This is a genomic window from Pseudodesulfovibrio portus (assembly GCF_026000375.1).
In the GTDB taxonomy this organism is placed as follows: domain Bacteria; phylum Desulfobacterota; class Desulfovibrionia; order Desulfovibrionales; family Desulfovibrionaceae; genus Pseudodesulfovibrio; species Pseudodesulfovibrio portus.
On sequence record NZ_AP026708.1, the window covers coordinates 2,962,229 to 2,975,145 of the forward strand.

13 protein-coding genes are annotated in these 12,917 nt (G+C 64.2%); 12 read left to right on the forward strand and 1 reads right to left on the reverse strand.

Annotated features, from left to right (window positions below; genetic code table 11):
• Positions 1-63 precede the first annotated feature (63 nt).
• The 6 genes from dnaK (at position 64) to mnmA (ending at position 7,823) form a co-directional block, all read left to right on the forward strand.
• A complete protein-coding gene (gene dnaK / locus OO730_RS14130) occupies positions 64-1,983 on the forward strand; it encodes a molecular chaperone DnaK (protein ID WP_264982121.1) in 1,920 nt (639 codons plus the stop codon).
• A gap of 141 nt (positions 1,984-2,124) precedes the next feature.
• On the forward strand, positions 2,125-4,188 hold the full coding sequence (locus OO730_RS14135) for a type 1 periplasmic-binding domain-containing protein (RefSeq protein WP_264982122.1): 2,064 nt from the start codon (positions 2,125-2,127) through the stop codon (positions 4,186-4,188).
• A gap of 24 nt (positions 4,189-4,212) precedes the next feature.
• Positions 4,213-4,497, forward strand: coding sequence for an Asp-tRNA(Asn)/Glu-tRNA(Gln) amidotransferase subunit GatC (gene gatC, locus OO730_RS14140; protein WP_264982123.1), 285 nt, complete (start codon positions 4,213-4,215; stop codon positions 4,495-4,497).
• Positions 4,498-4,524: 27 nt separating this feature from the next.
• Positions 4,525-5,982, forward strand: coding sequence for an Asp-tRNA(Asn)/Glu-tRNA(Gln) amidotransferase subunit GatA (gene gatA, locus OO730_RS14145; RefSeq protein WP_264982124.1), 1,458 nt, complete (start codon positions 4,525-4,527; stop codon positions 5,980-5,982).
• Between the two features lie 103 nt (positions 5,983-6,085).
• The gene (locus OO730_RS14150) at positions 6,086-6,736 is read left to right on the forward strand and encodes an IS1595 family transposase (RefSeq protein ID WP_264984145.1); all 651 of its coding nucleotides are present in this window, start codon (positions 6,086-6,088) and stop codon (positions 6,734-6,736) included.
• 49 nt (positions 6,737-6,785) lie between these two features.
• Positions 6,786-7,823, forward strand: a complete 1,038-nt coding sequence (gene mnmA / locus OO730_RS14155; protein ID WP_264982125.1) for a tRNA 2-thiouridine(34) synthase MnmA — start codon at positions 6,786-6,788, stop codon at positions 7,821-7,823.
• Here the strand turns inward: mnmA and OO730_RS14160 are convergent.
• Complete coding sequence (locus OO730_RS14160) at positions 7,820-8,380, reverse strand: tetratricopeptide repeat protein (RefSeq protein WP_264982126.1); 561 nt, start codon at positions 8,378-8,380, stop codon at positions 7,820-7,822. The two genes, mnmA and OO730_RS14160, sit on opposite strands and share 4 nt — an antisense overlap.
• A 113-nt stretch (positions 8,381-8,493) precedes the next feature.
• On the opposite strand from OO730_RS14160, the gene OO730_RS14165 reads away from it, so the two are divergent.
• The 6 genes from OO730_RS14165 (at position 8,494) to pyrF (ending at position 12,917) form a co-directional block, all read left to right on the forward strand.
• A complete protein-coding gene (locus OO730_RS14165) occupies positions 8,494-9,792 on the forward strand; it encodes a MiaB/RimO family radical SAM methylthiotransferase (protein WP_264982127.1) in 1,299 nt (432 codons plus the stop codon).
• Positions 9,789-10,319 (forward strand): DUF4416 family protein, encoded by a 531-nt coding sequence (locus OO730_RS14170; protein ID WP_264982128.1) that lies wholly within the window; start codon positions 9,789-9,791, stop codon positions 10,317-10,319. Before OO730_RS14165 ends, OO730_RS14170 begins: the two co-directional genes overlap by 4 nt.
• A 49-nt stretch (positions 10,320-10,368) precedes the next feature.
• The gene (locus OO730_RS14175; RefSeq protein WP_264982129.1) at positions 10,369-11,250 is read left to right on the forward strand and encodes a YicC/YloC family endoribonuclease; all 882 of its coding nucleotides are present in this window, start codon (positions 10,369-10,371) and stop codon (positions 11,248-11,250) included.
• A 77-nt stretch (positions 11,251-11,327) separates the two neighbouring features.
• Positions 11,328-11,588 carry a DUF370 domain-containing protein gene (locus OO730_RS14180; RefSeq protein ID WP_264982130.1) on the forward strand — a complete coding sequence of 87 codons (261 nt, stop codon included), beginning with the start codon at positions 11,328-11,330 and terminating at the stop codon, positions 11,586-11,588.
• Positions 11,585-12,226: a guanylate kinase gene (gene gmk / locus OO730_RS14185; RefSeq protein WP_264982131.1), complete on the forward strand. Its 642-nt coding sequence runs from the start codon at positions 11,585-11,587 to the stop codon at positions 12,224-12,226. The genes OO730_RS14180 and gmk overlap by 4 nt, the downstream gene beginning before the upstream one ends.
• Positions 12,219-12,917 carry an orotidine-5'-phosphate decarboxylase gene (gene pyrF, locus OO730_RS14190; RefSeq protein ID WP_264982132.1) on the forward strand — a complete coding sequence of 233 codons (699 nt, stop codon included), beginning with the start codon at positions 12,219-12,221 and terminating at the stop codon, positions 12,915-12,917. The genes gmk and pyrF overlap by 8 nt, the downstream gene beginning before the upstream one ends.

Genomic DNA, 12,917 nt, shown 5'->3' on the forward strand with positions numbered 1-12,917 from the left:
AAGTAACGAGAAAAAACATCCATTCGACAATTCGATGGGAAGTATATTGAGGAGGACATAAACATGGGTAAGATCATAGGGATCGACCTTGGAACCACCAACTCCTGTGTCTACGTCATGGAAGGCAAGGACCCGAAGTGCGTCAGCAACCCCGAAGGGGGACGCACCACTCCGTCCGTCGTGGCCTTTACCGACAAGGAGCGCCTGGTCGGCGACATCGCCAAACGGCAGTCTGTGACCAATCCTGAAAAAACCGTGTTCGCCATAAAGCGGCTCATGGGCCGCCAGGCCGACGCGCCCGAGGTCAAGAAGTGGCAGGAGCACTGTCCGTATCAGATCGTGGCGGGCAACGGCAACGACGCCTGGGTCGAGATCGGCGGCAAGAAATACTCTCCGCCCGAAGTCTCCGCCATGATCCTTCAGAAGCTGAAGAAGGACGCTGAGATTTATCTGGGCGAGCCCGTGACCGAAGCGGTCATCACCGTGCCCGCCTACTTCAACGATTCCCAGCGCCAGGCCACCAAGGACGCGGGCAAGATCGCGGGCCTCGAGGTCAAGCGCATCATCAACGAGCCCACCGCGGCCTCCCTGGCCTACGGTTTCGACAAGAAGGCCAACGAGAAGATCGCGGTCTTCGACCTCGGCGGCGGCACGTTCGACATCTCCATCCTCGAAGTCGGCGACAACGTCGTGGAAGTGCGCGCCACCAACGGCGACACCTTCCTGGGCGGCGAGGATTTCGACCACCGCATCATCGAATACCTGGTGAACGAGTTCAAGAAGGAGAACGGTATCGACCTGGCTCAGGACCGCATGGCCCTGCAGCGCCTCAAGGAGGCCTCCGAAAAGGCCAAGCACGAGCTGTCCTCCTCCATGGAGACCGAGGTCAACCTGCCGTTCATCACCGCCGACCAGAACGGTCCCAAGCACATGATGGTCAAGATCAGCCGCAGCAAGCTCGAGAAGCTCGTCGAGGACCTGGTCGACCGCACCGTCGAGCCGTGCCGGAAGGCCCTCAAGGACGCCGGTCTGTCCGCCTCCGACATCGACGAAGTCATCCTCGTCGGCGGCATGACCCGCATGCCCCTGGTCCAGGAGAAGGTGAAGTCCTTCTTCGGCAAGGAGCCCAACCGCTCCGTGAACCCGGACGAAGTCGTGGCCATGGGCGCGGCCATCCAGGGCGGCATCCTGGCCGGCGACGTCAAGGACGTCCTGCTGCTGGACGTGACCCCGCTTTCCCTGGGCATCGAGACCATGGGCGGCGTCATGACCAAGCTCATCGAGCGCAACACGACCATCCCGACCAAGAAGTCCCAGGTGTTCACCACGGCAGCCGACAACCAGCCGTCCGTGTCCATCCGCGTCTTCCAGGGTGAGCGTCCTATGTCCGTGGACAACAAGCTGCTCGGCAACTTCGAGCTGACCGGCATTCCGCCGGCACCGCGCGGCGTGCCCCAGATCGAGGTCGGCTTCGACATCGACGCCAACGGCATCGTGCACGTCAACGCCAAGGACATGGGCACGGGCCGCGAGCAGTCCATCCAGATCACCGCATCCTCCGGCCTGTCCGACGACGAGATCGACAAGATGGTCAAGGACGCCGAGGCCCACGCCGACGAGGACAAGAAGAAGCAGGAGCTGATCGAGGTCCGCAACCAGGCCGATACCCTGGTCTACACCTCCGAGAAATCCCTGCGCGACCTCGGCGACAAGGTCGATGCCGGGCTCAAGGCCGACATCGAGACCAAGATCGAGGCGCTCAAGAAGGCGCTGGAAGCCGATGACGCCGACGATATCAAGGCCAAGTCCGACGATCTGGCGCAGTCCTCCCACAAGCTGGCCGAACAGTTGTACGCCCAGCAGAACGCGGACCAGGGCAAGCCCGGTCCCGACATGGGCGCACCCGGCGGCGACGCCGGTGCGGCCGGTGGCGCCAAGGATGACGACGACGTGGTCGACGCCGACTACACCGAAGTCAAGTAGCCCGGCGGCTCCTGAATCGCCGACTTGCCTTCACAGGCCAAGCGAAGTATAGCATTACCCGGTCCGCAACCCTGCGGGCCGGGTTTTTTATTAGGCTGGTCAAACGCTGCCCAAACGGATCGAATCATGCGTCGAAAACACATGCAGAACATATCATCCCGTCCCATCCGCAATTGCCTCATCCTGGCGTGCGTCCTCCTGGTCGCCTGGGGGTGCATGCCCAAGAAGATCGAGATCAAGAGCGTGGATATGCTCTCCACGCCCAACCTGCTGGTCGAGGCGGACGCCGCCTGGCAGGCCAGGCAGTTCGAGGTCTCCGAACTCTATTACGCCGAGGCCCTGGCGCGGGGCGATCTGGTCAAGTCGGAGCTGCCCCTGGTCTACGCCCGGCTGGCGGAATCCGCCTTTCGGAACGGCCACCCCCAGCAGGCGCGCATCGCCCTGGAGTCCTGGGCGAACATCGATTCCAAGGCCCTTGAAAGCCCGGACTGGGAACGGACCTATCTGGACACCATGGCCGCCCTGGACAAGACCGAACGGCTGCAGAACCACCTGCGCTGGGTGCTGGGGAGCGATCTCCCCTGGGACGCCCGGCAGGAGGTGGCCCTCTGGTTCAGCCGGTACTTCCTTGACAAGGCGGACTTCGAGCGCAGCCTGGACGTCCTGGACGGTTTCTACAAGCAGGCCCCGGAAGACGTGACCGCGCGGTCCGGGTTCGAGCACGAATTTCTGCAGTGGCTGAACGGGCTGGACGACGGGCAGGTGGCCGACCTGGCCAAGGGGGTCACCCTGGTCAACCAGTGGCGGTTCCCCTATGCCCTGACCGCTTTCGAGCACGGCGTGCGCACGGCTGACGACCCCGACGGCTGGGGGGCCACGTGGCGCACCCTGCGCAACCTGGCCGCCAACGCCGAGTTGGCCGACATGGTCCCGCTGACCAACCGGCTGGCCGAGCTGGAAGCTCGCTACGGGCTGCCGAGCGTGGGGCTGGCCCTGGCCCTGCCCATCACCGGGCCGTACGCCAAGGTCGGCGTCAAGATCCTGCGCGGCGCCGGGCTGGCCCAGTGGCGGCTGGCACAGGACGGCGTGGAAGTGGACCTGCGCGTGATCAACACCGAGATTCCCGGCTGGGAGGCCCGGCTGGCCGCGTTGCCCGGTCACTATTCCGTGGTCGGCGGCCCCTTGCGGGTGGACGCCTTCAAGAAACTCTACGAGGCCGGGAGCCCGGGCGCGGACGTACTCAAGGAGCGGGCCGTGTTCACCTTCCTGGCTTCCCTCGGCGACCTCACCGAAGGCAGGGACGCGTGGCGGTTCTTTACCAGCCGCGTGGACGAGGTGCGCAGTCTGGTCAATCTGGCCGTGAACGAACTGGGCATCACCGACCTGGCCGTGTTCTACCCCGAAGAGAAGTTCGGCCGGACCATGGCCCAGATTTTTTACAACCAGGCCGCGCCGCTCGGCGGGCGCATCCGGGGCATGCAGTCCTACCCGCCGCACGAGTTCAAGCAGTGGAGCAAGCGCATCGGCAAGCTGCTCAAGGTGCCCGACGATTTTCAGGACAACAAGGAAGCGCCGCTTGAGCGGCCCGACTTCGGTGCGGTCTTCATCCCGGACGGCTGGCAACAGGCCCAGACGCTCCTGCCCAACTTCTTCTTCTATGAAGGCGATTCCCTGGTCTTCCTCGGCCCCGGCCTGTGGAGCCGCGCCCTGGATTCCGCCAAGGGCATCGACGAGCATTACTACCGGCTGGCGGTCTGTCCCGGCGCGTGGTGGAAGGATTCCGACGGCGGCCGCACCCTGCAGAACGTGCTGACCGAGGAAGGCCTCGGCCAGGCGGATTTCTGGGTGGCCCTGGGCTATGACTTCATCCGTTTTGCCGGGAAGTTCGGCACCCTGCCTTCCGGCTGGGACGCCGACGACGTCAACCGCCGCATCCGGTCCGCCCAGCAGATCGATTTTTCCATGGCCCCCATGACCTGGGACGAGACCGGCGTGGCCAGTCAGAACCTGTTCCTGTTCAGCCCGGTGCGCAACGGCAAGCAGTTGGTCGACGCGGACAAGGTCGCCGACCGCATCATCCGCGCCGAGTCCCGTCGCGACCGCCGCATCGAGGCCTATGGCGAGCGGATGAAGGAGCAGGAGGTCAAGGCCCTGGAAAAGGCCGGAGAGCCCGCCCGCAACCCCGATATTCCGCCGGACATGTAACCGGCAGACCATAAGGAGAATCGAATGAAGATCAGTCCCGAGAAAGTGGCCGGGATCGCCCGGCTCGCCCGGCTCGACCTGGATCAGGACAAGCTGGAGCTGTTCGCCGGTCAGGTGGGCGACATCCTCGATTACATGGACAAGCTCGGCGAGCTGGACACGGACGCCGTGGAGCCCATGTACAGCCCCGTGGCGCATACCACCGTGCTGCGCAAGGACGAGGTCAGGAAGGACTACAGGCGCGAGGAAGTGCTGGCCAACGCCCCGGAACAGGACGGCCAGTTCTTCATTGTTCCGCGTATCGTTTAATAATTTGATATAATTCAGGATTGATTAATGTCTGAACTCTATACGAAGACCCTCTCCCAGGTGGCCGCCATGCTCGGGTCCGGCGAGGTGACGGCCGTTGAGGCCGTGCGGGCCTGCCTGGACCGCATCGAAGCCACCGAGCCCGAGGTCAAGGCCCTGCTCACCGTCACCGGCGAACAGGCCCTCAAGCAGGCCGAGGCCATGGACGCGGCGGGTCCGGATGCGGCCAAGCCGCTGTGGGGCGTTCCCGTGGTGCTCAAGGACCTCCTGGCCACCAAGGACGTCAAGACCACCTGCGCCTCGAAGATTCTCGAGAATTTCGTTCCCTTCTACGACGCCACGGCAGTGACCCGATTGAAGGAAGCCGGGGCGATCATCATCGGCAAGGCCAACATGGACGAGTTCGCCATGGGTTCGTCCACCGAGAACTCCGCCTTTTTCCAGACCCGCAACCCGTGGGACACCGAGCGCGTCCCCGGCGGTTCGTCCGGCGGCTCCGGCGCAACCGTTGCCGCGGGCCAGTGCTTCGGCGCGCTGGGCACGGACACCGGCGGCTCCATCCGCACGCCCGCGTCCTTCTGCGGCATCGTCGGCCTGAAGCCGACCTATGGCCGCGTGTCCCGCTTCGGGCTCATCGCCTATGGGTCGTCCCTTGACCAGATCGGTCCCATGACCCGGTCCGTGGAGGACGCCGCCCGCATGCTCCAGGTCATCGCCGGATACGACCCCAAGGACTCCACCTCGGTGGACGTCGAGGTCCCGGATTACCTGGCAGCGTTGGGCCGCGAGAACCTCGAAGGCGTGACCATCGGCCTGCCCAGGGAGTACTGGGGCGAGGGGCTGGACGCCGAGGTCGAGGCGTCCCTCAAGGCGTCCGTGGACAAGATGGAGGCGCTCGGGGCCAGGACCGTGGAGGTCTCCCTGAGCCTGACCGACTACGCCATCGCCACCTATTACATCATCGCCATGGCAGAGGCGTCTTCCAACCTTTCGCGTTTCGACGGCGTGCGTTTCGGCCACAGGGACAAGGACGCGGACGAATTGATCGACATGTACACCAGAAGCCGCACCCAGGGGTTCGGCGACGAGGTGCAGCGGCGCATCATTCTCGGCACCTACGTACTCTCGTCCGGCTACTACGACGCCTACTACAACAAGGCCGCCAAGGTCCGCCGCCTCCTGCGCGAGGACTTCGACAAGGCGTTCACCCTGTGCGACTTCATCGCCGGTCCGGTGCTGCCCACCACGGCGTTCAAGGTGGGGGACAAGGTGGACCCGCTGCAGATGTACCTCATCGACATCTTCACCATCTCCGCCAACCTGGCCGGACTGCCCGGCATGAGCCTGCCCGTGGGGTTGGGCGCGGACTCCGGCATGCCGGTCGGTCTCCAGCTCATGGGCCCGGCCTTCTGCGAGGCGGACATGCTCTCCGTGGCCGAGTGCCTGGAGCGCAATCTCGGTCCCATGCCCATGCCCGCATTGTAGGAATATCCGATCAGCGATCGCCCCGGCGTTGGACATCTGTTCATCGCCGGGGTTTTGTTTTAGGGGCTGTACCAGATAACTCCGTTGGGGTATCGGTATGGCAATGCGAAAGAGCCGTTTAGGTCGCGAGAAGCAGCTCCGTTTGATTGAGCATTTTGTAGCCGGGACAACAGCACGATGTGCCGCTGATCTGGTCGGCGTGAACTTCAAAACGGCTGCGTATTACTTTCACCGGATTCGTGAAATTATAGCCGAAGAAGAGGCCAACGAAGGAATGGCTTTCGGCGAATTTGAAGTCGATGAAAGCTATTTCGGCGGCAGGCGAAAGGGCAAACGAGGTCGTGGGGCCGCAGGGAAAGTGCCCGTGTTCGGGATCCTTAAAAGGGGCGGGAAGGTACACACACAGGTGATTCCCGACGCCAAAGGCAAAACGCTGATGCCGATTATCCAGGAGAAGATCCAGCCCGACAGCGTTGTTTACTCAGATTGCTGGTACGGCTACAATGTCCTCGATGTGTCCGAATTCAAGCACTTCAGGATCAACCACTCCAAGTTGTTCGCCGACAGCCAGAATCACATCAATGGGATTGAGAACTTTTGGAACCAAGCCAAACGCCACATGAGAAAATTCAACGGCATTCCTACCAAGCATTTCCATCTCTTTTTGAAGGAATGCGAGTGGCGCTTTAACAACAGCAATCCGCGAAGGCAACTTAAACAGTTGAAACAGTGGGTTAAGAAGCATATGGGCTAGTTATCTGGTACAGCCCCTTGTTTTATTGAGGCGCAATGAGGAACGACACATGACCATCGCCGTCGCCGTATCCGGAGGCATGGACTCCCTGCTGTCCCTGGTTCTCCTGAAGGAGCAGGGGCACGACCTCATTGCCGTGCACGGCCACTTCCTGCCGCCGAATCCCGGCTGGGAGCGGGTGGCCGAGGGGCTGGCCGAGGCCTGCGGCACGCTGGGCGTTCCCTTTCATGCCCTCGATCTGCACAGGGAGTTCGACGAGCAGGTCATTGCGCCGTTCGTTGCCGACTACAAGGCCGGGCTGACGCCCAACCCGTGCGCCATGTGCAACCCGCGCATGAAGTTCGGGGTGTTGTTCGACGCTGCCGGGAAGCTCGGCGCGGACCGCCTGGCCACCGGCCATTACGTGCGCATGGCGGAGGGGGAAGAGGGGCGCATGCTCGCCCGTGGCGCGGACGCGGCCAAGGACCAGAGCTATTTTCTGTCCCTGGTTCCCATCGACATGCTGCGCCGGGCGGAGTTTCCCCTGGCCGACTTCCACAAGAAGGACGTGCCGGACATCCTGGCCCGCCACGGGCTGACCCCGCCCCTGCCGAGCGAGAGCCAGGAAATATGTTTCGTGCCGGACGACGACTACCAGAAATTCCTGACCGCTCGCGCCACCATGCCCGGCCCCGGCCCGGCGGTGTTGTCGGACGGCACCCGGGTCGGAAAGCACCAGGGCCTCTGGCGGCACACCCAGGGCCAGCGGCGGGGACTGGGCATCGCCTGGACCGAGCCGCTCTACGTGCTGGACAAGGATGTGTCGGGGAATACGCTTATCGTGGGCACCAGAGATGAACTGGCCGCGCACGGCTGCGTGGCCGGAAGGGTGAACCTGATGCGTCCGGTGGACACCTGGCCCGATGAGGTGCTGGTCCAGACCCGGTATCGCCAGAAGGCCAAGCCGGGCCGCGTTCGTCTTGACGGCGGCAGGCTGCGCTTCGACTTCCGGGAGCCGCATGTCCGGCCTACGCCGGGGCAGGTGGCCGCAGTCTATGACCGCGAAGGCGTCGTGCTCGGCGGTGGGGTCATCGAGTCCGCACTCTAGTGCCAGACGTTCAAGTCCCTGGTTTCCTGCAAATCCCGATTGTAGCCGTCGATCCGGTACCGGTTCAATGTCTGGTGCACGGTCTTGGCCGGGACGTCTTCCTTTTTCTCCAGGAATTCGGCCATGCGCTGCACGTCGGTGGTCATCCGATAGTGGTCAGGTTCCCGGTAGCTCTTGAGCAGGGCGAAGCCGGCCTCGCGCTGTCCCTGGTATATGCGGGTCAGGCCGAGGTAGTAGGTGGCGTCCGAGTGGGCCGGGTAGGCCTTGAGGGTCTCCTCGAAGATGGCGGCCGCCGCGTCGTAGTCGCCGTTTTGCAGGGCCTTGACGCCTTCCTTGTGGTTGATGCGCACGGCACTTGGGCCGCTGAACAGCCTGTCGCGGTAGGAGACCACCATCGGGTTCGGTCCGACCGAGGTGCCGATGCCCACCATGGAGCCGGTGGAGCCCACGCTGCCGCCCACGCGGGTGGAGCCGGTTCCACCGCCTGCGCCCACGGTGGTGTTGCAGGCGGACAAAAGCACGGTCACCAGGAAAAGGGCCAGAATGACCGAAAGCATGGCAGGGCCGGAAAAACAGGCGCGAGAGTGCGCGCCGAGTGATCTATTCGTTTGCCTCATGAGTCCACTCCCGTTAGAGTGAGGGAATAATTCAACCGTTACCAACCACTAGCATGAATACGTTTTACACCGCCACCCTTGGTTGCAAAATCAACCAGTACGAGACCCGCTCCATTGCCGAGGCATGGGCGGGCAATCAGGCGCGCGAGGTGGACTCCCCGATGGACGCCGACCTGATCCTGGTCAACTCCTGCGCCGTGACCGCCAACGCCGTGGCCGACCTGCGCCAGGCCGTGCGCCGCTTCAACAGGGACAACCCGGCGGCAAGGATCGTCATCACCGGGTGCGCGGCCCAGGTCATGCCCGACGAGCTGTCGCAGCTTCCCGGCGTGGTCCGGGTGGTTTCCCAGGCGGACAAGCCCGAACTGCTGTCCGGCCCCGAGGGCGGGAGCACCGGCGAGAAACCGCGCTTCGCCCCGTTTTCCATCTCCGGCTACGACAGGGCGCGGGCCGTGGTCAAGGTTCAGGACGGCTGTTCCCATTTCTGCACATACTGCATCGTGCCCCTGACGCGGGGCCGGTCCGTGAGCCGTCCCGTGGACGAGGTGGTCGACGAGGTGGGCCGCCTCCTGGCCGCCGGTTTCCGCGAGATGATCCTGAGCGGCATCAACCTGCGCCATTTCGGGCGCGACCTGGACGGCAAGCCCGATTTCTGGGACCTGGTGGACCGGCTGGAAAAGACCTTTGCCCTCGACTGGGCGGGCAGGGCGCGGCTGCGCATCTCCTCGGTGGAGCCGGGCCAGCTCGACGACAAGGCCCTCGACGTCCTGTCCGCGTCCCGCATGGTCTGCCCGCAGCTTCATCTCTCCCTGCAAAGCGGGGACAGGGACGTGCTCAAGGCCATGGGGCGCGGCCATTATTCGCCGCAGTCGGCCGTCGAGTTCATGGACAGGCTCAGGGAGGCCTGGCCGGTCATGGGGCTGGGCGCGGACCTGATCACCGGTTTCCCCGGCGAGACCGAGGCCCGGTTCGAGAACACCCTCGCCCTGTGTCGGGAATTACCCTTGACCTACGGCCACGTATTTCCGTATTCCGAGCGCCCCGGCACCCGCGCCGTCGACCTGCCCGATCCCGTGGACGTGCCGGTCCGCAAGGAGCGCGCGGCCCGCCTCCGGGAACTGGTCAACGGGAAGAAGCGGGCCTTTCTCAAGGAATTGCTGGACCAGACGCACCTCGACGTGCTGGTTCAGGACGCCGGGGGCAGGGGCGTCAGTCAGTATTACGCCGCCTGCCGGTTCGCGACGCCGCCGGAGAACGCGGCTCCGCGTTCCCTGGTCAGGGCGCATCCCGTGCGCCTGGACAAGAACGTCATCGTGGTGGAGCCGTCGGGCACGCCCGGGGAGGACGCATGAGCATACCCAAGACCCCTGATCCGGGGCTGCTGGTCATCTCCATCCTCGGTTCGGACTGGGGCGCGTTCTGGCCGGAACTGGGGAGCGAGCTGGAGCAGACCTTCGGACCGGCGGACGAGGTTTCGCGCCTGTTCGATTTCACGGAGACCGACTATTACGACGAGGAGCTGGGCACCCCCATCCGGCGGCGGCTGGTCAGCTTCGAGACACTGCGCCCCCTGGACGAGTTGGCGGACATCAAGACGTTCACCAACACGCTGGAAATCCGCTGGGGCACGGCCGGGAAGCGGTTGTTCAACCTCGACCCCGGTTTCCTGACCATGCAGTCCCTGGTCCTGGCCACGGGCAAGAATTTTTCGCACCGCATCTATCTGAAGGACGGCATATGGGCGGACCTGACCCTGATGTGGCAAAAAAAGCGCTGGGTCGATTTCCCCTGGACCTTCCCGGATTACGCGGGCGAGGACATGAAAACGCGGCTGACAAAGCTGCGTCAGTCGTATAAAACCAAGCTGAGCAGGCCGTAGGTGGAGCAATCGTGCTCAATACGCGGCCGCCAAACATAAAGGAATACACATGCCTGTAAGCATGACCGGCTTTGGTCGGCACGAGACCCAGGCGGCAGCCTGGACCCACGTCTGGGAGATCAAATCCGTGAACGGACGGTACCTGGACGTCAAGTGGCGCATGCCCGGCTATCTCCGGTCCCTGGAGAACGGCTGGGAAAAGATCGTCCGCACCTACGCATCAAGAGGCCGGGTGGACGTCGCCCTGAACCTGGAGGTCCTGGACGCCGGGGTCATGGGCGTCTCCTTCAACGAGACCATGGCCAAGGCCATGTTCAAGGAGATGGAGAAACTGGCCGCGTCCCAGGGGCGGGTCTTCGATCCCGATTACAACCGGGTGCTCTCCATGTCCTCGCTGTGGCGCGACAACGGTTCGGAGCCGGACCCCGGCCTGGCCAAGTCCCTGACCGACGGCCTTGAGGGCGCCCTCAAGGAATGGGTGGATTCCCGCGCCGTGGAGGGCGAGGCCATGGTGGCCGACCTGATGTCCCGCCTGGACACCCTGCGCGACCTAGCCCGGCAGGTGGGCGAACGCATCCCCGATGTGCTCGAAGCCAAGAAGGTCGCCCTCCGGCAGCGCATCACGGATATGCTCGAATCCGCCAATGCGGATTTCTCCGAGGACCGGCTGCTGCAGGAAGTGGCCTATCTCACGGACAAGCTCGACGTGTCCGAGGAACTGACCCGGCTGGACGCCCATCTGGATCGGCTGGGCGAGGTCCTGGCCGACACCGGCCAGGTGGGCAAGAAGCTCGATTTCCTGGTTCAGGAGACCTTCCGGGAGATCAACACCTGCGGCAACAAGGCCCAGGACACGGACGTCAGCCGACTGGTGGTTGATTTCAAGGCGGAACTCGAACGCTGTCGCGAACAGGTTCAGAACATCGAGTAGGGACTGCGGGGAATGACGTGATCCGGGCGTTGCCGCGCACGGGTCCCGTCATAGGCAGTCCGGGGAAACAGGAAGCTATGCAGAAACAGGGTTTGCTCAACGTCGGCTTCGGCAATTTCGTGGTGCTCGACAGGGTCATCTCCATCGTCAACCCGTCCAGCGCGCCCATGCGGCGGCTGCGTGAGGACGCGCGCTCCGACGGGCGGCTCATCGACGCCACCCAGGGCCGCAAGACCAGGGCGATCATCGTCACCGATTCCAACCACGTCATCCTGTCGGCCATCCAGGCCGAGACCATCGGGCAACGTTTCAAGGCCGACGAAGGGGAGGGGCGGTGAACCGGGACGATCATACTTTCAGGCTGGGGCAGGTCCTGGTGGTCTGCGCACCCAGCGGCACCGGCAAATCGACGCTCATTTCCATGCTCCGGGACGAGTACCCGGATTTCGGCTTTTCCGTGTCCTACACGACCCGCGCGCCGCGCGGAAGCGAGCAGGACGGGCGTGAATACAACTTCGTGACCCGCGACCAGTTCGTGGCCATGCGCAGCCGGGGCGACTTCTGCGAGTGGGCCGAGGTCCACGGCAATTTCTACGGCACGGCCACCAGGCCGGTGGAGGAGATGCTCCATGCAGGCCGCGACGTGCTCTTCGACATCGACGTGCAGGGAGCCAAGCAGCTCAAGAAGACCTTCTACAAGGGCACCTACGTCTTTCTGCTGCCGCCGTCCCGCGAGGAGCTGGTGCGCAGGCTGGAAGGGCGCGGCACCGACTCGGCCGAGTCCATCGCCAAGAGGCTGGCCAACGCCTCCGGTGAGCTGGCCCAGGCCGAGTGGTTCGATTACTGGGTGGTCAACGACGACCTGGACGAGGCGTACCGGGAACTCAAGTCCGTATACCTGGCCGGGCGCTGCAAGCCCGCGCTGCGGCCCGGCATCCTCGGCAACATCATGGATACATGGAAGAACAATGGCTGAGCTGGTAGTCGCACTGGATTTCAAGGACGCCGAAGAGGCCCTGGCCATGGCCCGGACGCTCGACGGCGCGGCTCCGTGGATGAAGGTCGGCCTGGAGCTGTTCACCGCCGAGGGGCCCAGGGTCGTGTCCGGCCTCAAGGACCTCGGGTACAAGGTCTTCCTGGACCTCAAGTTCTTCGACATTCCCAACACCGTGCAGGGCGCGGTGCGGTCCGCCGTCAGGCTGGGTGCGGACATGGTCAACATCCACGCCCTGGGCGGGGAGCGCATGGCCAGGGCGGCCATGCAGGGGTGCGCCGAAGGGGCGCGGCCCGGTCGGGAGCCTCTGGTTCTGGCCGTGACCATGCTGACCAGCATGGCGGCCGGGGACCTGCCCGTGGACAACGCGGGCGATCCTTCGGAGATGGCCCTTGACCTGGCTGTGAAAGCCAAGCAATATGGACTAAATGGAGTGGTTTGTTCCGGCCTCGAGGTGGAGCGCATCAAGGGCGCCTGCGGTCCGGGTTTCGTCTGCCTGACGCCGGGTATCCGTCCTGCGGACGCCGGTGCCGACGATCAGCGGCGGGTGGTCACTCCAGGCCGGGCCGTGCGGTCCGGTTCGGATTTCCTGGTGGTCGGGCGGCCCGTCACCAGGGCGGTTTCTCCAAGGGAGGCGGCCCTTGCTATCATCGGGGAGATGGAACAGGCCTGA

Coding starts and splice junctions, on each gene's coding strand:
- dnaK (WP_264982121.1), top strand. CDS start 64: ATGGGTAAGATCATAGGGATCGACCTTGGAACCACCAACTCCTGTGTC.
- OO730_RS14135 (WP_264982122.1), top strand. CDS start 2,125: ATGCAGAACATATCATCCCGTCCCATCCGCAATTGCCTCATCCTGGCG.
- gatC (WP_264982123.1), top strand. CDS start 4,213: ATGAAGATCAGTCCCGAGAAAGTGGCCGGGATCGCCCGGCTCGCCCGG.
- gatA (WP_264982124.1), top strand. CDS start 4,525: ATGTCTGAACTCTATACGAAGACCCTCTCCCAGGTGGCCGCCATGCTC.
- OO730_RS14150 (WP_264984145.1), top strand. CDS start 6,086: ATGCGAAAGAGCCGTTTAGGTCGCGAGAAGCAGCTCCGTTTGATTGAG.
- mnmA (WP_264982125.1), top strand. CDS start 6,786: ATGACCATCGCCGTCGCCGTATCCGGAGGCATGGACTCCCTGCTGTCC.
- OO730_RS14160 (WP_264982126.1), bottom strand. CDS start 8,380: ATGCTTTCGGTCATTCTGGCCCTTTTCCTGGTGACCGTGCTTTTGTCC.
- OO730_RS14165 (WP_264982127.1), top strand. CDS start 8,494: ATGAATACGTTTTACACCGCCACCCTTGGTTGCAAAATCAACCAGTAC.
- OO730_RS14170 (WP_264982128.1), top strand. CDS start 9,789: ATGAGCATACCCAAGACCCCTGATCCGGGGCTGCTGGTCATCTCCATC.
- OO730_RS14175 (WP_264982129.1), top strand. CDS start 10,369: ATGCCTGTAAGCATGACCGGCTTTGGTCGGCACGAGACCCAGGCGGCA.
- OO730_RS14180 (WP_264982130.1), top strand. CDS start 11,328: ATGCAGAAACAGGGTTTGCTCAACGTCGGCTTCGGCAATTTCGTGGTG.
- pyrF (WP_264982132.1), top strand. CDS start 12,219: ATGGCTGAGCTGGTAGTCGCACTGGATTTCAAGGACGCCGAAGAGGCC.